The sequence below is a fragment of the Streptomyces sp. H27-H5 genome, assembly GCF_026627505.1.
In the GTDB taxonomy this organism is placed as follows: domain Bacteria; phylum Actinomycetota; class Actinomycetes; order Streptomycetales; family Streptomycetaceae; genus Streptomyces.
The window spans coordinates 1-21,689 of the sequence record NZ_JAPNLK010000020.1 but is presented as its reverse complement, the minus strand read 5'-3'; the positions used below and the strand labels follow the sequence as shown (position 1 = coordinate 21,689).

Genomic DNA, 21,689 nt, shown 5'->3' with positions numbered 1-21,689 from the left:
CGGCTTGTGGAAGAGCGGAGATTGACCGAAAGAAGCCGTGACAGGGGCGGTTCGATGATCATGAGTAGCGGGCAAGAGGTCGGTCGGTTCGACGAGGGGCGCACGGCATGGGCACGGTCAGGTATCTGGAGATCGCCGAGGCGCTGCGGCAGGCGATCCTGTCCGGCGAGTACCGGGTGGGTGCGCGGCTCCCCTCGGAGAGCGACCTGGCCGCCCGGTGGTCGGCCTCGCGCGGCACGGTCCGCCAGGCGGTGGCCACCCTGGCGGCCGAGGGGCTCGTCGGCTCCCGGCAGGGCGCGCGCAGGATCGTCCTGCGTCACGAGCGCAAGCACAGTTTCGGCGAGCTGAACAGCTTCGCCCAGTGGGCCGAGGGCGTGGGCCACGAGGCCGCCGGCCGGTTCCTCTCGCGGACCCGACGTCCCGCCGACGCCGAGGAGGCGCGGCGGCTCGCGGTGCCGCCGGGCACGGAGATCCTGGCCGTGCTGCGGCTGCGCCTGCTGGACGGTGAGCCGACCATGGTGGAGCGCACCGCGTACGCGGACTGGGTCGCGGCGGCCGTCGAGGCGCTGCCCGAGGACTGTCGTTCCGTGATGGACAGTCTGGCGCGCGACTCGGGGATCGTCGCCCAGTACGGCGAGCACCTGATCGACGCGCTGCCGGCGGGCAGCGAGGACGCCCGGCTGCTGGGGATCAGGCGCGGCGGGGCGCTGCTCCGCCAACGGCATGTCTCCGCGACCCGTACCGGCCGCCCGATCGAGTGGTCCGACGACCGCTACCGGGCGGGCAGCGTCACGTTCGGCGTGAGCAACTCGGCGATGGCGACACCCCTGGAGAGGCACCCGGGCGATCGTCAGACATGAGCGCGGGAGGGCGGGCGCGCGGCTTCCGTGACCGCCGCCGGCAGCCAGTCCGCGGTCCGGGTGAAGCGGTAACCGAGTTCGGTGGCGCGGGAGTTGTCGAGCGCGTAGTCCCGGTCGAAGGAGAACGGTGACGCGGGAGCGCCCGCCCCGACCGTCCGGTAGCGGGGCCGCCGTCCCAGTCGTGCGCCGATCAGCTCGCAGAGTTCGGTGACGGTCAGGGCGCCGTCGGAGGCCGCGTCGACAGGGCCGGCGAAGCTCCCTTCTGCCGTCCAGCGCAGGAAGTCCGCGATCTCGTGGTGGTGGATGAAGGACGTGGGGTGCGGGGCCTCGTGGACGTCCACCGGGGCGCCGGCGCCGATCCGCTCGACGTAGTGCGCGAGCCTCCCCGTGAACTCGGCGGGCCCGCCGCCGAGGACATGGGCGCTGCGTACGGCGACGAACGGGAACTCCGCGTCGGTCAGTTCCGCCTCGGCCTCTCGCTTGCCCCGCGCGTAGGCGGCCGCTTCGGGGGTGGGGGGCGCCGGGTCGTACACCTCCATGGTGGAGGTCATCACATAGCGCCCCGCGGAGCCCGCGAAGACGCGGCGGGCGAGGGTGGCCTGCCGCGGCGTGTAGCAGACCTGGTCGACGACGACGTCGAAGCTCCGCCGCCCCAGGGCCGTGCGCAACCGGGCCTCGTCGTCGCGGTCGGCGACGAGGTGGCCGACACCGGGCGGCGGGGCGGCGGAACCCCGGTTGAGGACGGTGACCCGGTCGCCGGCGTCACGGAGTGAGGTGACCAGACGCCTGCCGAAGTACCGGCTCCCGCCGATGACCAAGAAATTTCGCATGGGTTCGACTCTGCCGCTGTAGCGTCCCCCGCGGTACTGATGTCTTGCTGAACCTGTCGTAAGGAAAACTGTTGATCGATGTGCAACGGCTGCGCGTCCTGCGCGCCGTGGCCGAACACGGCAGCTTCAACAAGGCGGCCGGCGCCCTGCTCCTGACCCCCTCCGCCGTCTCCCAACACATCGCGACGCTGGAACGCGGGCTCGGTCACCCGGTGGTCGTGCGCGGCAGCCGCGGGATCACCCTCACCGAGCCGGGCCGGCTGCTGACGGAGGCCGCTGAGTCGATCTTCGCCGAACTGGACCGGGTGCGGAACGCGATCGAGCGCCTGAGCGCGCCCCGCCCCCGCCTGACCGTCGCCACGTTCACCAGCGGGGGCCGGCATCTGCTGCCGGCGGCGTTGCCCCGGTTCGTGGCGGCGCACCCCGAGGTCGAACTGACGGTACGGGAGGCCGAACCGGAGGCCGCGCTGCCGATGGTGCGCGACGGTGCGGCCGACCTCGCGCTCGGCTACCACTTCGACGAACCCCTGCCCGTACTGCCCGGGGTGGACTGGTCACCGCTGATGGACGACCCCCTGTGGGTGGTGCTCCCGCCCGACCACCCGCACGCGGGGCGCGACTCGATCGCCCTGGCCGAACTGACCGACGCCCGCTGGGTGCTCGGCTGCCTCCGCACCGAGGCCTACCTGCGGCGCTACGCTCAGCGGTCCGGCTTCGAGATCCGGATCTCGGCCTCCACCACCGACTACTTCTTCGCCCAGTCCCTGGTGGCGGCGGGCGTCGGCGTCTCGCTCGTTCCCCAGGTCGCCCTGCTCTCCCCGCTCGACGCGCCCCGGCCGGGCCCCGCGGCCCCGTCCGGGGCGCCCGTCGCCGTACGCATCGAACCGCCCCGCCCCGTACGACACCTCGGGCTGGCCACCGCGCGCCGGCGGGACGCACGGCCGTACCTCGACACCCTGACCGCCGCCCTGCGGGACACGGCAAAGGAGCCCCGCACCCGGGCCTCACCGAAGAGCTGTTGCGCGCCATGGTCGCCACGCACGGCGTAGGGGTGCACACGCGGGCGGCCGCCAACCCGGGTGCGTCCGGGGCCCTGCTGGAGCAACTGGCCCACCACCAGGCGCCGGTACGACGGGCCCTGCGCGAGAGATCGCCGGGCATCCGAACGCGACGGCCGCCGCGCTGACGCCCTGCCTGGGGGACCCGAGGGCCGCCGAGGCCGCCGCCGCGCATCCGGCGCGGTCGCCCTCCCTCCTCGCTTCCCTGCTCACCGGACCCGACGAGGGCCTGGCCGAGGCGGCGGCACGCAATCCCTCGCTGCCGCGCGAGGACATGGAGCGGCTGGTCCCCTGAGGTTCAGCCGGCGGTGGCGGTGGCGTCGGAGCGGGTGAGCCGGCGCAGGGCGAGGACACCGCCGATCCCGGGCAGCAGGGCCAGTCCGGTGGTCGGCGGGGTCCGTCTCGGGTCGCGGGCCGCCGCGACCACGGTGAACAGGTAGGCGCAGCCGTGCACGGGACCCGCGAGCGAGGAGATCGCCGGCAGGTGCACGGTGGCGAGGTTCGCCAACAGAAGGACGAACGAGCCGAGTTCGATGACGGAGGCCACCCGCAACGGCCGGCCGGGGTGGGACACGATCACCTCAGGCTCCCGTCGTGGAGCCGGGGCGGATGATCATGAGGACGGTCACCGTGACCCACAGCAGGTTGAACACGCCCGTGAACATGGCCAGTCGGGCCGTGGCGGCCCTCTCCACGGGCGCCGCGCCCTCGTCCAGTCCGACCAACACGGCCTCCTGGCCCGGCAGGATCCGCAACGCGAGGATCGCGGCGGCGGCAGCGGTGAGGACCATCGAGGTGATCAACCAGGCATCGGTCAGCACCCCGAGGGAGGACGCGGTGGCGAGGCCGAACACCGGTACCGCCACGCCCACCACGGCGTACACCCGACAGACGCGGTGCAACAGTCGCACCGCGCCCACGTCGGACGCGTCGGACGCACCGGACCCGGCGGGAGGCTCGCAGGACTCACCGGATCGGACGCGCCGGGCGGCCGCCGGGAACATGCTCGCCGCGACGGTCACCGGCCCCACGGCGAGGATGGCCGCCACCACGTGCACGGCCAGCAGGAACGCGGTCACCGCGCGACGGTGGGCTCGGCGCCCGTGGCGGTCCAGACGGTGCCCCGGCGCTCGTGGGCGAAGAGCTCCTCCACGGCGTGGGCGACCCGGGAGCCGACCTCCCGCTCGACGAGGTACAGGGCGAGGTCCAGACCGGAGGTCACCCCGGCGCCCGTGACGAGGTCCCCGTCGTCCACGACCCGGGCGTCGACGGCGTGGACACCCGCGGTCTCGAGGACGACGCGGCCCATGGGGTGACCGGTGGCGTGGCGTCCCCCGATCAGCCCGGCCGTGGCCAGGATCATCGAGCCGCCGCAGACCGTGGCGACGACGGTGTCCTCCCGGTCGAGCGCCTCCTTGACCAGCCGCGGCAGCTCGGTCTCCAGGGTGCGGGCCAGGATCGCGGGGATGGTGCGCGCCCGCTCCTCCTCGGTGATCTCCCTCTCGGTGGGCAGGTCGCCGACCGCGCCGGGCAGCACGATCACGTCGGCGCGCGCCGGGTCCAGGACGGCGACGGCCCGCAGGGACACGTTCGGGAGACCGGCGGGCACCTCCCTGGGCCCTTCGGCGCTCACCAGCTCGACGGTCACGGCGCCGCCACCGAGTGTCCCGGCCGCGTGCGCGACCTCGTAGGGGGCGATGACGTCAAGGGGGTCGAATCCGTCGAACAGGACGAACTGAACGTGCATGTCCGCGTGCCTCTTTCGCTTCAGGGGGTGGGTGCGCGACCCACGCTAGGCGGCTCGGGCGCCGCCTCCCATGGGCTGGAACGACAAAGGGCAACGGATTCCCGCCGGCGCCTCCACCGGCTCTCCCCTCCGCCACACACCTGTGACCTGCCTGTTCGGGCATGGCGGGAACTGACCTACTCTGAAGCGCATGCATACCGTGGCGGTCCTCGCGCTGGACCATGTGGTGGCCTTCGACATCGCGACCCCCGTCGAGGCGTTCGGGCGGGCCCGACTGGCCGACGGACGGCTCCCCTACCGCGTCCGGGTGTGCGGAACCGGTGGCGAGGTGACCGCGAGCAACGCGTTCACGATCCGTGCCCCGTACGGACTGGACGCCCTGGCCGACGCTGACACCATCGTCGTGCCCGGCTGCGCGGAGGACGCCCCGCCGCCCGACCCGGCGGTACTGGAGGCGTTGCGCTCCGCCGCGGCGGCCGGGACCCGGATCGCCTCGATCTGCGCGGGCGCGTTCGTCCTCGCCGCGACCGGGCTGCTGGACGGGCTGGGAGCGACGACCCACTGGATCGCGGCCGCGCGACTGGCCGAGGAGTTCCCGCTGGTCGACGTACGCCCCGACGTGCTCTACGTCGACAACGGGCAGTTGCTCACCTCGGCGGGGGCGGCGGCCGGGCTGGACCTGTGCCTGCACATGATCCGGCGGGACTTCGGGTCGGCGGTCGCGGCGGACGCCGCGCGGCTGTCGGTGATGCCGCTGGAACGGGAGGGCGGGCAGGCCCAGTTCATCGTGCACGCCCAGCCTCCCGTGCCCCGCGGGTCGCTGTTGGAGCCGGCGCTCGCCTGGATCGAGGACAACCTGGGCGGGGACCTCACCCTGGCCGCCATGGCCGCCCGGACCGGCATGAGCGAGCGCACCTTCAGTCGCCGGTTCCGGGAGCAGACGGGCACCACGCCCTTGCAGTGGCTGCTGCGCGCCCGGGTCCGTCGGGCCCAGTTCCTGCTGGAGACCACCGAGTACGGCGTCGAGCGCATCGCCGCGCAGGCCGGGTTCGGCTCACCGACCGCGTTCCGGGAGCGGTTCAAGCGGGTCGCGGGGATCACCCCGCAGGCCTACCGCTCCTCCTTTCGCGGGGCGCCCGCCGAGGCGTGGTGACCCGCGCGGGCCGGATGCGCGGCCGACCCTACGCCCGCGCCGTGCGCGCGGTCGCGGCATCGGGATCGGGCTCGGCGACTCGGCCGTCGTGCAGTTCCACCACCCGGTCCGCGAGTTCCACCAGGGCCGGGTCGTGGGTGGCGACGAGGGCGGTGACGCCCTCGCCACGCACCACCGCGCGCAGCAGTTCCATGATCGAGCGGCCCGTCTCGGAGTCCAGCTGGCCGGTGGGCTCGTCCGCGATGATCAGGGCGGGCTCGTTGGCCAGCGCCCGGGCCACGGCCACGCGCTGCTGCTGGCCGCCGGAGAGTTCGCCGGGGCGCTGCGCCGCGTGGTCGGAGAGCCCGACCAGGGCCAGCAGGGTGCGGACGCGTTCCTCGCGCTGCCGGGCCGGGACCTTTCGCATCCGCATCGGGATGCCGATGTTCTCGGCGGCGGTCAGGACCGGGATCAGTCCGAAGGACTGGAAGACGAAGCCGATCCGGTCGCGGCGCAGGGCGAGCCGCCCGGGCTCGTCCAGTGTGGCCAGGTCGGTTCCGTCGATGACGACGCTGCCGCCGCTCGGGGCGTCCAGTCCGCCGACGAGGTTCAGCAGGGTCGTCTTGCCGGATCCGGATCGGCCTTTGAGCGCGGTCAGTTCGCCTCTGCGGATGTCGAACGTGACGCCGCGCAGGGCGTGTACGGCCTGTTGACCGCTTCCGAAGCTCCGCCGGAGGTCACGCACCACCACCATGGGTGCCGCGGTGTCGACCTGGTCCTGCGTCATGGTGGGATCCCCCTCGGTTCGGCCGGCCGGGCTCGCCCGTGGGCGCCGCCCGGGTCATGGCCGTTCAGCTGCGCGCGACTGCTTCCGGCGGCCGCGTTTCGACTACCTTCCGAATTTGCTCATCCGTCACATCCCTCGCGCAAGTACCTTCCGATACACGATCGAATCTGACAACATCGTCCGCTATCCGGGGCCAGTGGTCCGGACGGGGGAGGAACAGGCACATGATCGGCTTCGTCGTGCGCCGGCTGCGCGGGCGACTGCCGCTCGCTGCCGCCGTGCTGCTGACCGTACTCATCGCGACGACCGCGCTCAGCGCCCTGCTCGCCTTCTCCCGAGGGGTGGACGAGGCCGGCCTGCGACAGGCGATCCACGGTCCGGGGCGGGCCCGCACCGCGGTGACCGTCACGGGCGAGCATCCGACGAGCGGCCGCGCCGAGGACGACAAGGCCGTACGCGCCTTCGCCACCGCCCTGTTCGGCCGGCTGCCGGTCGACGTGCGGAGCGTGGCGCGCAGCCACGCCTACGGGCTTCCCGGACCCCGGGCGCCCGGCAAGGAGGCGGACCTGACCCTGCTCGCGGCCCTCGACCGGGATCGCGTACGACTCCTGTCCGGCACGTGGCCCCGGCCGCTCGCGAACGCCTCCGCCCGCGTCGAGGTGGCCGTGCCCCAGGCGGCGTTGAACCGGCTCGGGTTGACCGCCGGCGCGCTGCCCGCCGAGGTCGGGCTCGACGACCGCTACGGCGGGAGCCCGCTCAGGGTCCGGGTGACCGGTGTCTACCGGGCGGCCGAGCCGGACGCCCCGTACTGGCGGCTCGACCCGCTCGGCGGCCGGGAACTCCAGGTCGGCGCGTTCACCACGTACGGCCCCCTGCTCGGCGACGACTCCGCCTTCACCGCGGGCGGGCTCCCGCAGGACAGCCGGGCCGCCCTGCTGACCGCGGACTTCACCGCGGCCGGACCCTCGGACCTCGAGGCGGTCCGGGCCGCCGCGACCCGCATCGACCCACGATCTTCGATCGGTGCCCCTCTCGCCGCCGCCGGACTCAAGGCCAAGACCGAACTGCCGGATCTTCTGGTTGAGTTGACGTCGGCGCAGCGGGTCGCCCGTTCCACCCTGCTGGTCGGGGCCCTCCAGCTCGCGGTGCTCGCCACCGCGGCCCTGCTGCTGGTCGCCCATCTGATGACGGACCGCAAGGAGACCGAGCGGGTCCTGTTGACCGCCCGGGGCGCCTCCCGCCGCCGGCTCGGGATGCTCACCGTCGCCGAGTCGCTGCTGCTCGCCCTTCCCGCCGCCGTGCTCGCGCCGCTCCTCACCCCGCCGCTGCTGCGCCTGTCCGGCCGGTTCGGGCCGCTGTCCCGGCTGTCCCTCGACTCCGCCGGCACCTGGATGCTCTGGCCGGTGGCGCTGGGCTGCGCGCTGTTCTGCGTCCTGCTGACCAGCCTGCCCGTCGTGCTCCGCGGGGCGGCCGCGGCCGTGCTGCGCCGCAGCGGTTCCCGGCAGGCCGTCGTGGCCGGCACCGCCCGCGCCGGCGGTGACCTCGCGCTGGTCGTCCTCGCCGTCCTCGCCTACCTCCAACTCGCCCGGTACAGCGGCGACGAGGGTCTCGCGGCGCGGGCCGGGGGCCTGGGCGTGGACCCGGTGCTGGTCGCGGCGCCGACGCTCGCGCTGTGCGCGGGCACCGTGCTGGTCCTGCGGCTGCTGCCGTTCGGCGCGCGGCTGGGCGGCCGGATCGCCGCGCGGGGCCGCGGCCTCGGCCCCGCGCTCGTCGGCTGGCAGTTGGCCCGCCGCCCCAGGCGGGCCACGGGGCCCGTGCTGCTGCTGGTCCTCGCCGTCTCCAGCGGGGTCCTCGCGCTGGGGCAGCACACCGCCTGGACCGACTCCCAGCACGACCAGGCCGACTTCGTCACCGCGGGAGGGCTGCGGATCTCCGGCAGCGACCTGTCCGCGATGGGGCGGGCCGGCCGGTACTCCGCGCTGCCGGGCGGCGACCGGATGATCCCGGTGATCCGCGGCGAACACTCCCTGCCCGGCGGGCGGGCCGGCACCCTGGTCGCGCTGGACGCCCCCGCCGTCGCCGAGCGGGTCCCGCTGCGGGAGGACCTGCGGGACGGCCGCGGGATGCGCGAACTGTTCGGACCGCTCTCGCCGTCCGCCCCCGCCGCGCACGGGATCACCCTGCCCGGCCAGCCGAGGCGCATCGACGTCGACGTGTCCCTGGAGGCCGCCGACGACCCCGGCAGCCCGGGGATCGGCGTGCTGCTGCGCGACCGGCACGGGCTGACGTACCGGGCGCCGATGCGGCAACTCCCCTCGAACGGCGACACCACCGTGTCGGTCAACGTCGACGCCCTGGCCGACGCCCCGATCGGATCCGCCGCCGGCCCGCTGAGCATCGTCGGCTTCGTCATCACGTTCTCCCCCGACGCCCGGCGCTACGGCACGCCCCGGCAGGTCGGCGGGGAGGTGACGGTGCGCGGCGTCGCCGTCTCGGACACCCGGGACGGCCCGGCCGTCCCGGTGCGGGCTGCCGCACCGGCCTGGCACCTGACGGCCCCGACCACGACGAACGAGACTGCGACCGGTGAACTCCGGTACGGGGGCGACGCGTTGGTACGCATCCGCTACCGGGACCCGCGCGATACGACCGCCCCGCTCCAGATCTCCGCTACCGCGGGCGGCCCGCCCGCCGCCGGGATCCCCGGTATCGCCACGCACGCGTACCTCCGTGCCCTCGGCGCCGATGTCGGCGACCTGGTCCCCGTGCCCCTGGGCAGCGACTCGCTGCCGGTCCGGATCACCGCCGCGGTGGACACGTTGCCCGTGGTCGGCGACACGGCCGTGGCCGTGGACCTGGCCACGCTGGGCCGACTGTTCGCCGCGCAGGGCGGCAAGCAGGTCCCCCCGACCGACGAGTGGTGGCTGCCGGCCGTCTCCGACGACGACCCCGCGCCGGCCCGGGCCGCCGCGGCGCTGCGGGCGGGCGCGGGGGCCCAGGAGGTGCGGTTGCGCGAGGAGGTCGTCGCCGGACTGCTCGACGATCCGCTGAGCGCCGGACCGCAGGCCGCGCTCGCCGCCCTCGCGCTGGCCTGCGCGGTCCTGGCGGCGATCGGCTTCGCGGCCTCCGCCGCGGCGAACGCGCGGGAACGGTCCGGGGAGTTCGCCGTGCTGCTGGCGCTGGGCGCGCCGCGTCGGGCGCCGGCCCGGACGGCGGCCGCCGAGAGCGGGGTCCTGGTCGCCCTCGGAGCGGGGGTCGGCCTCGTGCTGGGGGCCGCCATCGTGCACCTGACCGTGCCGTTGGTGGTGCTGACGCCGGGGGCGCGCCGGCCGGTACCGGAGGTCCTGGTGGACCTGCCCGTCACCACGACGCTGCTGCTGGTCGCGGGCATCGCCGCCGTGCCGCTGCTCTCGACCGTGCTCGGCGGCCACCGCGGCCGCAACGCCCTGAGCGCAGCCGCCCGGCTGCGGCACGTGGAGGACATGTGACCAGCCCGGCCCCCGCGCCGTCGCCGCACACCCGCCCCGCGCCGTGGGTGCGGACCCGGTTGCGGGCCGCGCCACTGACCACCCTGCTGGGCGCCGTCCTGGCGTTCGTCGCGGTGTTGCTCGCCGCCGGTCTGCCGCGCGCCCTGGACCGCGGCTCCGACCAGGCCCTGCGGTCCTTCCTGCGGGACCAGGGGCCCGGCTTCACGAGCCTGCTCGCCACCGCGGAGGCCCGGCCCGGTACCCGCACGCCCGAGGAGCCGGACTCGGTACGGTCCCTCCTGCTGTCCCGCACCGGCGGGGACTTCGCGGTGGCGCCCGACGGCCCCGTGTCGGGTACCCGCGCGGTCAAGCCGCGCACCCTGACGAACCCGGGACTGCCGAGCCCCTACGAAGTACCGCCGCAGATGAACCTGCTGTACCTGCGCGACCTCTCCGCGCACACCCGACTCCTCGCCGGCCGCTGGCCCGACGGCGGCACGCCGGACGGGCCGATCCCGATCTCCGTGTCCCAGGGAGTCGCCGACACCCTCGGCGTGAAGGTCGGCACCGTCCTTGACCCCAACCCCGGTATCGCGGGGCCGCTCAGCGCCGAGATCGTCGGCGTGTACGGCGTGAACGACCAGGCCGACCCGTTCTGGACCGACCTGCTGTGCGCGGCCCGCGCCTGCCTCAACGGCACCCGCAAGCAGTACTGGCAGACGTCCGCCGTGGTCGGGGCCGACGGCGCCGACCGGCTGGCGTCCTGGGGCGAACGCGCCGAGCACTTCTGGCGGTTGCCGGTGGACACCGACATCCTGCGCGCCGACCGGCTGCCCGCCGTCCGGGAGGCCGTCGCCTCGTACGTGGCCGGACCCACCGCCACCGATCTGACCCTCGCATCGGGCCGGCCCGACCTGCGGATCTCCTCGCGGCTGCCCGAGCTGCTCGCCAGGGCGGAGGCCCGGCGGCAGGCCGCCGCGCCGCTCGCCGCGATCGGTCCCGCCGGAGTCGTCGGCGTCGCCCTCGTGGTGTTCTTCCTCGCCGCCGGACTGAGCGGCGACCGGCGGCTCGCCGAGTTGCGGCTGCTGCTCGCCCGGGGTGGCTCACGCTCCTCCCTCGTCCGCCGGGTGCTCGCGGAAGGCGCCGTCCCGGTGCTCCCCGCGGCGGCGCTCGCGACGACCACCGCCGTGCTGCTGCTGCCCACTCCCCGCCTGCTGCCCGCCCTCCTCGCCGCGGCGGCCGTCACCCTCGTGCTGCTGACCGCCTTTCCCGTACGGGCGTTCGTGCTGCTGTCGCCGCCGCGGCCGCCCGCCCCGCGCCGCCGACTGGTCGCGGAACTGCTGGTGGTCGCCGCGACCGGCGCGGCGGTGTTCGAGGTCCGTGACCGAGGCGTCGCCCCGGCCGGACAGGGGGTCGACCCGCTGCTCGTCGCAGCCCCGCTGCTGCTGGCGCTCTCGGGCGGGCTGCTGCTGGCCCGGCTCCAGCCGCCGCTCGTCGGGGCGCTCGCACGGGCGGTGGGTCGCCGGCGCGGCGTGGTGGGCTTCCTCGGGGCGACCCGCGCGGCCCGCGGTCCCGGGGATCGCGCACGGCCCTCGGTACTGCCGCTGATCGCGCTGCTGCTCGCCGTCACCACCGGCGGCTTCGGGGCCACCGTGCTGTCCGGCGTGGAGGCCGCCCGGGCGCGGGTGGCCCGGCTCGACGTGGGCGGCGACGCCCAGGTCGCCTCGCCCGCGGGAGTGCCCGTCCCGAAGGCCCTCACGGAGGCGGCCGGCGAACTGCCCGGTGTACGGGCCTCCCTCACCCTGTGGGCGGACATCGACGCGTTCGCCTTCGACACCGACCGGGGGCCCGTCAAGGTCACGGTGATCGTCGCCGACCCGGTGGCCTACGCGGAGATCTCGCGGACCGTCGGACGCGGACGGTTCGACCCCGCCCTGCTCGCCGGCGGCTCCCCCGACGCCATCCCCGCACTGTTCAGCGAGGACCTGGTGGGGAAGGTCGCCGGCGAGGCCCACCGCGTGCGGTTCGCCAACGGTGAGGAACTGCGCGCGAAACCCGTCGCCCGGATCGACGGCACGCCCCTCCTCCAAGGCTCCGGCAAGGGCGTCATCGTGCTGCCCGCGGGCACGGCCACCGCCATGATCCCCAAGGGCGCCCCGCCCACCCACTGGCTCGCGGTGGGAAGCATCGACGACGCGGCCCTGCGCGAGGTGGTCCGCACCCACGCCGGCCCGGCGGCCGACCGCTACCTCGTCCGCACGAGCGCCGCCACCGTCGCGAAGCTCGCCGACGACCCCCTCCAGCGGTCCGCGAGCCGCATGTTCTGGGCCTCCTTGGCCGGCGCGGCGGGCTTCGCGTCGCTGGCCGTGCTGCTCACCCTGGCCCGGGCCACGCCCGAACGCGCCGCGCTGCTGGCCCGACTGCGCACCATGGGCCTGCGGCCCCGGCAGGGCGTGGCGCTGATCCTCGTCGAATCACTGCCGCAGACGGTCACCGCCGCGCTCGGCGGCGGTCTGATCACGGTCGCCGCGGTCGCCCTGCTGGGTCCGGCGGTGGACCTGACGACGCTGGTCGGCTCGTCGGTCCCCACCGGGCTGGGCGTCCTCGTCCGGCCCGTGCTGGCGCAGTCGCTGGGCCTGGCCGCGCTGGTGGCCCTGACCGTGCTCGCCGAGGCGGCGCTGTCCGGCCGGCGCCAGATCACCACCGAGTTGAGAGCGGGAGACCGACGTTGAACACCGAAGCCCCCACCTTCGAGGAGCTGCGCCGCAGGGCGCTGGCCGCCGCCGAGCCCCGCGGTCACGATCCGGCCCACGCCATCGTCTGCGACCGGCTGGTCCGCATCTTCAGCTCCGACGGGGTGGAGGTGCAGGCCCTGCAGGGGTTGGAGCTGACCGTGACCCGCGGGGACCTGATCGCGCTGGTCGGCGCGTCCGGCAGCGGGAAGTCGACGCTGTTGAACATCCTGGCGGGCCTGGACGTGCCGACGGCGGGCAAGGCCACCGTGGGCGGCCACGACCTGCTGGAGATGTCGGCGCGGGAGCGGCTGCGCTACCGGCGCGAAACCGTGGGGTTCGTCTGGCAGCAGACCGCCCGCAACCTGCTGCCGTTCCTCACGGCCGCCCAGAACGTGGCACTGCCGATGCAGCTGAAGGACGGGAACGGGCGCGCGGCCCGCAAGCGGCAGACCGCGCGCGTCACCGAGCTGTTGGCGGCCCTGGAGATCGGCGACCTGGCCGGGCGGCGGCCGAGCGCCCTGTCCGGCGGGCAGCAGCAGCGCGTGGCCATCGCCGTGGCCATGGCCAACGACCCGGCGGTCCTGTTGGCGGACGAGCCGACCGGCGAGCTGGACTCCGAGACCGGCGCCGCGATCTTCGAGGCCTTCCGTACCGTGAACCGGGAGCTGGGGGCGACCGTGGTGATCGTGACGCACGACCCGATGGTCGCGGGAGAGGTCCGCCGCACGGTGGCCATCCGCGATGGTCGCACCAGCAGCGAGGTGCTGCGCCGCACCGTCACCGACGAGCACGGCGCGGAGTCCGTGAGCGAACGCGAGTACGTGATGCTGGACCGCACCGGGCGGGTGCAACTCCCGTACAAGTTCCTGGAGGCGCTGGGCATGGAGCACCGCGTCGCGGTCGACCTCGCCGCCGACCACATCGAGGTCCGCCGCGACGACTCGGAGGACGTACCGCACACCGACTGAAGCGCCCCGCGCCGAACGCCGCCGCGGGTGCGTGCGTCACTTCCGTGGGCCGGGTGTCGTTAGGCGCTCGGGGTTGACTCGGGGGGCGAAGGGATGACGGAATGCGGCAGTTTCCTCTGGAGATGCACACCTTGGCGCCCGGAAGGGTGGTCGAGTGGCGTTTGAGGTCCACGGCGGCGGCGCAGGACGCCGACCGGGGCGATCCGTCGGGCAGGAGGGCGTCCTTCAACCAGGACAAGCACTTCACCGTCGCCGAGGAGAGCCGCGCCGCCGACGATCCGGTCGCGTCCTGGATCGCGGTGACCTTCGAGGTCGAGGGACCGCTCGACGAGACGGCGCTCAGTCGGGCGTTGTTGGCGTTCGTGGGCCGGCACGAGGTGTTGCGCTGCGAGTTCCGCCGGCTGGCCGGCGAGCTGGCCTGCGCGCCGCTGGCCGCCGACGAACTCGCCCTCGACACCGCCGAGGTGGGCGTCTTCGAGACGTCCGAGCTGCTGCGCGGTTTCCTCGTCGAACGGTTCAAGCGCAGCATCGACACCCTGTCCTGGCCGTTGTTCACCATGGGCGCCGTGCTGCGCGAGGATTCCGCGACGGTGTACCTCGCCTTCGATCACATCGTGTGTGACGGCATGTCGATGCCGATCGTGGTGCACGAGGTGGAGACGGAGTACGAGGCGCTGCGTCGGGGCGAGAGTTCCGGTCTGCCGGCCACCGCGCCGAGTTATCTGGACTTCGCCGAGGAGCAGCGCCGCCGCTACCTCTCCATCGGCGCGGACGACGAACGCCTGGGTTACTGGAAGTCGTTCATCGAGCGCAACGGCGAGTTCTTCCCGCGGTTCCCGCTCGATCTCGGCGTGCGGCCGGACCGGATGTACCCGATCGTCAACGAGGCGTCGCCGCTCCTGGACGCCTCCGAGGCGGAGGTGTTCGAGAAGTCCTGTCTGGCGGTGGGCGGCAAGCCGTTCATGGGGGTGCTCGCGTCGGTCGCCGTCTGCCTGCGGGAGGCCGGCGGGCCCGGTGTGTACCGCGGGTTCATGCCGGTCAGCGAGCGCGGTCGGGACGCCTGGACCAACTCGGTGGGCTGGTTCGTGAACACCATGCCCATCGAGTTCGACGCCTCTCCCGGGCGGGACTTCACCCAGGTCATGACGCAGGTTCGGGCCGGTTTCGGGGAGATGATCCGCCACATCGACGTGCCGTTCGTCCGGGCCTGGGAGTTGTTGGCACCCGAGGAGTTCGCGGCACGCTCGTGGCCGTACCCGGTGAACTTCTTCTCGTACATCGACATGCGCAAGTGTCGGGGCTCCGAGCGGCACGACGAGTGGCGGCCGACCTCCCACGTGTGGTCGGCGCGGGCGAACGGCGCGTGCTCCTGGTTCCAACGGGACGCGGACGGGCTGCACATGAATTCCATCTACGTGGACACGGCGGCCGCCCGCACCACCATGGGCGACTTCCAGGCGGCCCTGCGTCAGACGGTGCGGGACATCGCCCTGACCGGCGGGTTCCGGCGTCCGATCGCCCTGACCGCGCCCCGTCTGCCGGTCCGCCCGCGCGTCCAGGCCTGAGCTCCCCCGGCCCGGCGGCGGCCCGTGCCCGGTGTCGGCTCAGCGGCCGGCGGCGGCCCGTGCCCGACGCAGCAGGAGGGAGCGCTCGCGGGCGTTGCGCGTCAGGGAGGCGGCCCGCTCGAACTCGACCCGGGCCTCCTCCCCGCGACCGAGGCGCTCCAACAGGTCGCCCCGCACGCTCGGCAGCAAGTGGTAGGAGGCGAGGGCCGGTTCGGCCGCCAGGGCCTCGACCAGCGGCAGGGCGGCCTCGGGGCCCTCGGCCATGGACACGGCGACGGCCCGGTTCAGTTCCACCACGGGGGACGGGATCAGCACGACGAGTCGCCCGTACAGCGCGACGATCGTCGCCCAGTCGGTGTCCTCGTACCGGACGGCCGCGGCGTGACAGCCGGCGATCGCGGCCTGGACGGAGTACGGCCCGGTTCCCGCGCGGTGCAACGCCTCGACGCCGCGCCCGATGAGCATGCGGTTCCACCGGGTCCGGTTCTGGTCGGCGAGCAGCACCGGCTCGCCGTCGGGCCCGGTGCGGGTGGCCATCCGGGAGGCCTGGAACTCCAGGAGCGCCACCAGCCCGTGCGTCTCGGTCTCCTCGGGCATCAGGCCGGCCAGCAGCCGGGCCAGCCGGAGTGCGTCCTCACACAGCGCCGGGCGGACCAGGTCGTCCCCGGCGGTGGCCGAGTATCCCTCGTTGAAGACGAGGTAGATCACCTCCAGCACGGAGGCGAGCCGCTGCTCGCGGTCGGCGCCGTACGGAACCTCGAACGGCACGCCGGCCGTGGCCAGTGACTGCTTCGCCCGGACGATGCGTTGGGCGACGGTGGACTCGGAGGTGAGGAAGGCGCGGGCGATCTCCTGCGTGGTCAGCCCGCCCATCAGACGGAGTGTGAGCGCGACCCGGCCCTCCGTCCGCAGCACCGGATGACAGGCGGTGAAGATCAGCCGCAGCAGGTCGTCGTCGATGTCCTCCGGCTCGGCCGGCTCCTCGGGGGGCGGTACGTCCTCCAGGGCGCGGCCCACCTCGGCGAGTTTGCGGGCGTAGGCCTCCTTGCGGCGGACGAGATCGATCGCGCGGTTCCTGGCGGTGGTCGTCAACCAGGCGCCCGGCCGCTCCGGCACGCCCTCCACGGGCCACTGCTCCAGCGCGGCGACCAGGGCGTCCTGGGCGATCTCCTCGGCGATGCCGACGTCGCGCACGATGCGCGTCACGCCGGCGATGATCCGCGCGGACTCGATCCTGAACACCGTTTCGACCGCTCGGGTCGTACTCACTGCCGTCACGGCCACCCATCAGAGCAGCCGTGACGAGGCAGGGCAAACAGGACGCCGCGAACGCGGCCGGATCAGCCCTCGGCGATCTCGCGGAGCTCGGAGCCGACCGTCCAGTGGGTGGGGTGCAGCTCCAGGAACCGCCTGGTCCACTCCAGGGCCTCGGCCTTGTCCTTGCACTGCATGAGGGCGTAGCCGCCGATGACCTCCTTGGTCTCGGTGAAGGGGCCGTCGGTGTAGCCGAGCTTGCCGCCGGACCAGGTGACGCGGGTGCCCTCGGCGGTGGGGAGCAGGCCCGCGGTGTCGAGCATGACCCCGGCCTTGGTGATCTCCTCCAGGAGGGCGCCCATCCGCTGCTCGAACTCGGGGGTGAAGCCGTCGGTGGGCACGTTCTGCTCGTCGATGCGGATCAGCGAAAGGAAGCGCGGCATGGTGACTCCTCGGTCGGGAGGCGGGGGCCTTCCCTGCCTCTCACCCCTGCGTCGAACGGGAGACGCCCGAATCGACGGTTCCGGGAAACTTTCTTCAAGAAGTTTCGGGATCGGCCCCGACCCGCATTCTCGCCGGCGCGTCGGGTCGGGGCCGGCAGGCGGGGCCGCTCCCGTCCGAGTCGGGCCGGCCGCGGGCCTGGACGCAGGGCGGCTACCCATGAGTAGGATCGCGGACCCCACCTTCTCCGAGAGGATCCCCGATGCCGCGCACGCCCTCCTCACCCCTGCTGCTCGCCGGTCTGCTGGCGGGCGCCGCCGTGGCGCACGCGGTCGCGCCGAAGCAGTTCGACGCGACGGTCCCGCGCTCCCTGCCCGGCAGCCCGCGCCAGTGGACGTACGCGTCCGGCGTCGTCGAGCTGGCACTGGCGGCCGGGGTCGCGCACCCGCGCACCCGGCGCGTGGCGGCGATGGCCACGGCAGCGTTCTTCGTCGGTGTCTTCCCCGCGAACGTCAAGATGGCCGTCGACGCCCGGCGCCGGTCCCCCGCCGTACAGGCCGCGGCGCTGGCCCGGCTGCCGCTCCAGGTGCCGTTGGTGCTGTGGGCCCGCAAGGTGGGTCGCGGAGCCACGACCGGCTGACGCCGGGCGCCCGGACACAGCCCTGAACCCGAACGCCCCGACGGCCCTGCGCCGCGGGCACCGACGCCGCGTACACGCCGCCGTCGCAAGGCACCCGGAACGCGCGCATCCGAACGGGGCCCGGCGACGGAAGTGCCCGACAGAGCCCCCGGTCAACGTCGGCGGATCGGGGGCTCGCCCGGTCAGGGGCTGTCGCCCGACCAGTCCCAGTGGTCCGGGTCGGCCGGCCGGCGACGGTAGTGGGCGCGCCCGCCGGCCCCGTAGCGGCCTATCTCGGTGGGGAGTCGGGCCTCTTCGGCCAGTCGGGGGCCGCTCCAGCCGGTGATGTCGAGGAGGAGCCCGTCGAGGGGGCCGCCCACGAGCTCGCCGTAGACGTGCCCCGGGCGCGGGCCCGGGTCGGGGTCGTCGTGGTCGGCGCCGTAGACCCGGCGCCGCAGCATCCTGTCGTCCATTCGCCCAGGTTGACAGGCCCCACTGACAACGGGCCCGGTCAGCCTTCCAGGAGGGCCTGCCCCACGTACTCCCCGGCGCCGCGCCGGCGGGCACCACGAACAGCGCCGACGCCTCGTGGACGAGGTACCGGGCGAGGGCGTCCCCCCGGGCGAGCCGGTGTGGGACGGGCACGAAGCCGCCGGCCGGCGCCGGGTTTGCGGTGCCGTCGAGCCGGCCCATGAGGTTGCGGTGCGTCCCGCCGGACGTGCCGGCCCCGGGGGGACGGGTGAACCCGGACATCACCCAGCGGGTGAGGGCCGTCCCCCTCCGAGGCGTTCGAAGAGTTCCGGCCCGAATCCGAAGGTGACCGTGAGCCCGGCCGGACCGGCGCCGAGGGCGATCCCGGTGTCGGATTCCCCCTCGACCGGCGTCTCCGCGGGTCATCCCTGGGGGGGCCGTCGAACGGTGTCCGCGTCTCGGGTCCGGGCCGTCCGGCGTCCTTCGTGCTCTCGGCGGGCGGCCGTGGTGAGCACGGCGCCGCCCGCGGCGAGTGCGGCCAGTCCCGCGTCCAGGGCCCGGACCTTGGCGGAACCACCGAGTCCCGTAGGGTTTCCGCCGGCCCGTCGGGTCGTCCGCCCATCGCGACGCAGGAGCGCAGCACATGGCACGTCTGGTACATCAGCCACGCGAGGACCAGGAGTTCGACTTCATCCTGGGCATGGCCCCCGGAGCGGTCCTCGGCTACTTCGTCGGCACCTGGCCCAAGGCCGTCGAGGCCTGCCGGGCGATGGACGTGCTGGTCGGCGAGGTGGCGCAGGAGTACGGGACGCGGCTGACCGTCGTGCGGACCGACATCACCCGCTGCCCCGAGGCCACGAAGCGCCACGAGGTCACCGGCGCCCCCACCGTCGTCCTCGTGCGGGACGGCCTGGCGGTGGCGAGTCACTCCGGGCCGATGGCGCGCGAGGAGCTCAAGGCCTTCCTGGACGCCCACGTCTGAGCGGCGACGGGGGCGTCCGGGCCCGTTCGGGTGACGTCGGGCGGTCTGGCCGAAAGTGGTATGGGTGAGATAGGTGCCTCAGGCATGTAATGGAGTCCGGCAAGACGGAACCATCGCTCGCGAGGTGCTGCATGTCAGAGACCGTTGCCTTCCCCCAGGACCGAACCTGTCCCTACCACCCGCCGACCGCCTACGAGCCGCTGCGGGCGGGGCGGCCCCTCTCCCGGGTCACCCTCTTCGACGGCCGCTCCGTGTGGGTGGTCACCGGCCACGCCGAGGCGCGTGCCCTGCTGTCCGATCCCCGGCTCTCCTCCGACCGGTTGAACTCGGACTTTCCCGCCCCGACCGAGCGCTTCAAGGGCCTGACGGGGCGTCGCACCGCCCTGCTCGGGGTCGACGACCCGGAGCACAACACCCAGCGCCGGATGTTGATCCCGAGCTTCACCCTGAAGCGGACCGCGGCCCTGCGGCCCGCGATCCAGCAGACCGTGGACCGGCTGCTCGACGAGATGACGGCGGCCGGTTCGCAGGCGGAGCTGGTCGGCGCCTTCGCCCTCCCGGTGCCGTCCATGGTGATCTGCGCGCTGCTCGGAGTCCCCTATGAGGACCACGAGTTCTTCGAGGGGCAGTCCCGACGGCTGCTGCGGGGCCCGGGCGTCGCCGATGTCGAGGAGGCCCGCCGACAACTCGACGGCTATCTGACGGACCTGATCGCCCGCAAGCGCGCCGCCCCCGGCGACGGCCTGTTGGACGAACTCATCGCCCGGAGGCTGGAGACCGGCGAGACGGACGTCGAGGAGCTGGTGGCCCTGGCCGTGATCCTGCTCGTCGCGGGTCACGAGACCACCGCGAACATGATCTCCCTCGGCACGTTCACCCTGCTGCGGCACCCCGGGCAACTGGCGGAGCTGCGCGCGGATCCGTCGTTGATCTCGGAGGCGGTGGAGGAGCTGATGCGGTTCCTGTCGATCGCCGACGGCATGCTGCGGGTGGCCACCGAGGACATCGAGGTCGGCGGGGTCACGATCGGCCCCGGCGACGGGGTGATCTTCTCGACCTCGGTCATCAACCGCGACGAGGCGGTGTTCGACCAGCCCGACGACCTGGACTGGCATCGGGCCGCCCGGCACCACCTGGCGTTCGGTTTCGGCATCCACCAGTGCCTGGGGCAGAACCTGGCCCGTGCCGAGATGGAGATCGCGCTGGGCACGCTGTTCCGGCGGCTGCCCGGACTGCGGCTGGCGGCCGATCCGGACCGGATCCCCTTCAAGCCCGGGGACACCATCCAGGGCATGATCGAACTGCCCGTGGCCTGGTGAGCGGCGTGCGGATCTCCATCGACCAGGGTGTCTGCATCGGTGCGGGCCAGTGCGCGCTGACCGCGCCGACGGTGTTCACGCAGGACGACGACGGTTTGAGCGAGGTACTGGCCGGGCGGGAGGACGGCGCCGGCAGCCCGCTCGTCCGGGAGGCCGCACGGGCCTGCCCGGTGTCGGCCATCTCCCTGGAGGACTCCTGAGGGTCCCGGCAGGGACCCGCGGCCCCCGGTCGCACCGACCCCGGCCGGCCCGCGCGCCGGCCGGGGTCGGTGCGCGGCCGGCCGGGGTCGGCACGCGGCCCGCCGGGGTCGGTCGCTACTTGCGGAGCGCCTCGACCGCCCGGCCCTCCAGCTCCAGGCAGGAGTCCACGTGCTCCGCGCAGGCGTCGAACAGGGCCCGGCGCCCGTCGGCGTCGGAGCGCGGGTCGCAGGCCCGCGCGAGGTCGGCGAGGGCGGACCAGTGCCCGGCGGACTCCCGGAAGAGTTCCGCCGCCTCCGGCCGGCCGACGAGGTCGAGGAAGTCCGCGTAGAGCGGGCGGGTGGCGCCCGGCGCGGTCCACTCCTGCTCCAGGCAGGTGTGGAGCCGGGCGGTGCCCGCCGCGAAGGCCTCGGGGGAAGCGCCGAACCGACGCTCCCAGCCCGTCTTCGTGGTCGTGTCGCGCAACTGCGCCGCGAACTTCTCCATGCCGGTGAAGCCGAAGTTGACGTCGAACTGGTTCCCCAGCACCGGGCCGGTCAGGTGGGTGACGGTGGCGGCGATCGCGCCGTCGACGTCCGGTTCCCCCTCCGGCGGGCCGGTGGGCACGATCAGCTGGTGGCGGCCCTTGCGGTGAGCGGTCCAGGCCGCCCCGAACTCCTCGCGGTCGATCCGGTGCGGGGCCTCGGCGCCGTCCTCGATCAACAGGTCGTCACCGTCGTACCCGGCGATGACGACGGTGTACGGATCGGCGCCGGTCATCTCGGCCTCGGGGTCCGGCTCGTGCCAGGGCAGCGAGGAGCGGTCGACGACGCAGAAGGCGGGCTGCCCCTCGTCGAGCGCGGCGCGGACCCGGCCCCAACGGGGCTTCATCGCCCGGGTGGCGTCGTACGGGACGCCCAGGCGGCCGAGGGCGACCTGCACCCAGGGCTCGGGGTGGGACTGGGCGACGATCGTCGCGATCGGCGTCCGGCCGGCGTACTCGAAGACGAAGTACATGAAGCCGATCCCGCCGGCCAGGCCCGCGACCAGTTCCTCGTCGTGGGCGCTGCCCAGGGCGTGGCGGATCAGGGAGGCCTCGCGGTGGCGTCCGGTGCCGAAGTCTTCGTACACGAGCACAGTCATGCGGTCAGCCTAGTGCTGCACCGCGAAAGTTCGTGGAGGGGGGTTGGGCCGGTCAGGCCGGGCTGCCGAGGTAGAGGGTGCCGGCGCAGGTAAGGCAGTCCTCGGGACTGCCGATGGGGAGGCCGGTGGGGAGG

21 protein-coding genes are annotated in these 21,689 nt (G+C 74.1%); 11 read left to right on the top strand and 10 right to left on the bottom strand.

The window, feature by feature from the left end:
* The first annotated feature begins 107 nt into the window (after positions 1 to 107).
* Complete coding sequence (locus OTB19_RS12680; RefSeq protein ID WP_267798194.1) at positions 108 to 860, top strand: GntR family transcriptional regulator; 753 nt, start codon at positions 108 to 110, stop codon at positions 858 to 860.
* Here the strand turns inward: OTB19_RS12680 and OTB19_RS12675 are convergent.
* Positions 851 to 1,690, bottom strand: a complete 840-nt coding sequence (locus OTB19_RS12675) for an NAD-dependent epimerase/dehydratase family protein (protein ID WP_267798192.1) — start codon at positions 1,688 to 1,690, stop codon at positions 851 to 853. The genes OTB19_RS12680 and OTB19_RS12675 overlap by 10 nt on opposite strands.
* 71 nt (positions 1,691 to 1,761) lie before the next feature.
* On the opposite strand from OTB19_RS12675, the gene OTB19_RS12670 reads away from it, so the two are divergent.
* Entirely contained in the window at positions 1,762 to 2,739 is a 978-nt protein-coding gene (locus OTB19_RS12670; protein ID WP_267798191.1) for a LysR family transcriptional regulator, read from the top strand.
* Positions 2,740 to 3,046: 307 nt separating this feature from the next.
* On the opposite strand, the gene OTB19_RS12665 is transcribed toward OTB19_RS12670, so the two are convergent.
* From OTB19_RS12665 to OTB19_RS12655, 3 genes are read right to left on the bottom strand one after another with little or no spacing between them, the layout of a single operon-like run.
* A complete protein-coding gene (locus OTB19_RS12665; RefSeq protein ID WP_267798189.1) occupies positions 3,047 to 3,328 on the bottom strand; it encodes a DUF3817 domain-containing protein in 282 nt (93 codons plus the stop codon).
* Between the two features lies 1 nt (position 3,329).
* Entirely contained in the window at positions 3,330 to 3,827 is a 498-nt protein-coding gene (locus tag OTB19_RS12660) for a hypothetical protein (protein WP_267798187.1), read from the bottom strand.
* Positions 3,824 to 4,495 (bottom strand): DJ-1/PfpI family protein, encoded by a 672-nt coding sequence (locus tag OTB19_RS12655; RefSeq protein ID WP_267798185.1) that lies wholly within the window; start codon positions 4,493 to 4,495, stop codon positions 3,824 to 3,826. The genes OTB19_RS12660 and OTB19_RS12655 overlap by 4 nt, the downstream gene beginning before the upstream one ends.
* Positions 4,496 to 4,685: 190 nt before the next feature.
* Here OTB19_RS12655 and OTB19_RS12650 point away from each other — a divergent pair, with 190 nt between their 5' ends.
* Positions 4,686 to 5,648: a GlxA family transcriptional regulator gene (locus tag OTB19_RS12650; RefSeq protein WP_267798183.1), complete on the top strand. Its 963-nt coding sequence runs from the start codon at positions 4,686 to 4,688 to the stop codon at positions 5,646 to 5,648.
* 28 nt (positions 5,649 to 5,676) lie between these two features.
* Here the strand turns inward: OTB19_RS12650 and OTB19_RS12645 are convergent, their stop codons facing one another.
* Complete coding sequence (locus tag OTB19_RS12645) at positions 5,677 to 6,414, bottom strand: ABC transporter ATP-binding protein (RefSeq protein WP_267798181.1); 738 nt, start codon at positions 6,412 to 6,414, stop codon at positions 5,677 to 5,679.
* A gap of 224 nt (positions 6,415 to 6,638) precedes the next feature.
* Between OTB19_RS12645 and OTB19_RS12640 the strand changes: the two genes are divergently transcribed.
* The 4 genes from OTB19_RS12640 to OTB19_RS12625 all read left to right on the top strand — a co-directional run bounded on the left by OTB19_RS12640 (position 6,639) and on the right by OTB19_RS12625 (position 15,149).
* Positions 6,639 to 9,902, top strand: coding sequence for an FtsX-like permease family protein (locus OTB19_RS12640; RefSeq protein ID WP_267798179.1), 3,264 nt, complete (start codon positions 6,639 to 6,641; stop codon positions 9,900 to 9,902).
* Positions 9,899 to 12,613, top strand: a complete 2,715-nt coding sequence (locus OTB19_RS12635; RefSeq protein WP_267798178.1) for a hypothetical protein — start codon at positions 9,899 to 9,901, stop codon at positions 12,611 to 12,613. Before OTB19_RS12640 ends, OTB19_RS12635 begins: the two co-directional genes overlap by 4 nt.
* A complete protein-coding gene (locus tag OTB19_RS12630) occupies positions 12,610 to 13,584 on the top strand; it encodes an ABC transporter ATP-binding protein (RefSeq protein ID WP_267798177.1) in 975 nt (324 codons plus the stop codon). Before OTB19_RS12635 ends, OTB19_RS12630 begins: the two co-directional genes overlap by 4 nt.
* 101 nt (positions 13,585 to 13,685) lie before the next feature.
* Positions 13,686 to 15,149 carry a condensation domain-containing protein gene (locus tag OTB19_RS12625; protein WP_267798176.1) on the top strand — a complete coding sequence of 488 codons (1,464 nt, stop codon included), beginning with the start codon at positions 13,686 to 13,688 and terminating at the stop codon, positions 15,147 to 15,149.
* Between the two features lie 39 nt (positions 15,150 to 15,188).
* Here the strand turns inward: OTB19_RS12625 and OTB19_RS12620 are convergent, their stop codons facing one another.
* Complete coding sequence (locus tag OTB19_RS12620) at positions 15,189 to 16,418, bottom strand: RNA polymerase sigma factor (RefSeq protein ID WP_267798175.1); 1,230 nt, start codon at positions 16,416 to 16,418, stop codon at positions 15,189 to 15,191.
* 71 nt (positions 16,419 to 16,489) lie between these two features.
* The gene (locus OTB19_RS12615; RefSeq protein ID WP_267798174.1) at positions 16,490 to 16,846 is read right to left on the bottom strand and encodes a YciI family protein; all 357 of its coding nucleotides are present in this window, start codon (positions 16,844 to 16,846) and stop codon (positions 16,490 to 16,492) included.
* Between the two features lie 260 nt (positions 16,847 to 17,106).
* On the opposite strand from OTB19_RS12615, the gene OTB19_RS12610 reads away from it, so the two are divergent.
* Complete coding sequence (locus OTB19_RS12610; protein WP_267798173.1) at positions 17,107 to 17,484, top strand: hypothetical protein; 378 nt, start codon at positions 17,107 to 17,109, stop codon at positions 17,482 to 17,484.
* Between the two features lie 182 nt (positions 17,485 to 17,666).
* On the opposite strand, the gene OTB19_RS12605 is transcribed toward OTB19_RS12610, so the two are convergent.
* Both OTB19_RS12605 and OTB19_RS12595 read right to left on the bottom strand, forming a co-directional pair.
* Positions 17,667 to 17,936, bottom strand: a complete 270-nt coding sequence (locus OTB19_RS12605; protein WP_053682117.1) for a hypothetical protein — start codon at positions 17,934 to 17,936, stop codon at positions 17,667 to 17,669.
* Between the two features lie 279 nt (positions 17,937 to 18,215).
* Positions 18,216 to 18,317, bottom strand: a complete 102-nt coding sequence (locus OTB19_RS12595) for a Dyp-type peroxidase domain-containing protein (protein WP_267798296.1) — start codon at positions 18,315 to 18,317, stop codon at positions 18,216 to 18,218.
* Between the two features lie 260 nt (positions 18,318 to 18,577).
* Between OTB19_RS12595 and OTB19_RS12590 the strand changes: the two genes are divergently transcribed.
* From OTB19_RS12590 to OTB19_RS12580, 3 genes are all read left to right on the top strand, one after another.
* A complete protein-coding gene (locus OTB19_RS12590; RefSeq protein WP_267798171.1) occupies positions 18,578 to 18,916 on the top strand; it encodes a thioredoxin family protein in 339 nt (112 codons plus the stop codon).
* 131 nt (positions 18,917 to 19,047) lie between these two features.
* Positions 19,048 to 20,235 (top strand): cytochrome P450, encoded by a 1,188-nt coding sequence (locus OTB19_RS12585; RefSeq protein ID WP_267798169.1) that lies wholly within the window; start codon positions 19,048 to 19,050, stop codon positions 20,233 to 20,235.
* Between the two features lie 5 nt (positions 20,236 to 20,240).
* On the top strand, positions 20,241 to 20,435 hold the full coding sequence (locus OTB19_RS12580; protein ID WP_267798168.1) for a ferredoxin: 195 nt from the start codon (positions 20,241 to 20,243) through the stop codon (positions 20,433 to 20,435).
* Positions 20,436 to 20,550: 115 nt separating this feature from the next.
* Here OTB19_RS12580 and OTB19_RS12575 read toward each other — a convergent pair whose 3' ends face one another.
* Complete coding sequence (locus tag OTB19_RS12575; protein ID WP_267798167.1) at positions 20,551 to 21,555, bottom strand: BtrH N-terminal domain-containing protein; 1,005 nt, start codon at positions 21,553 to 21,555, stop codon at positions 20,551 to 20,553.
* Positions 21,556 to 21,689 lie beyond the last annotated feature (134 nt).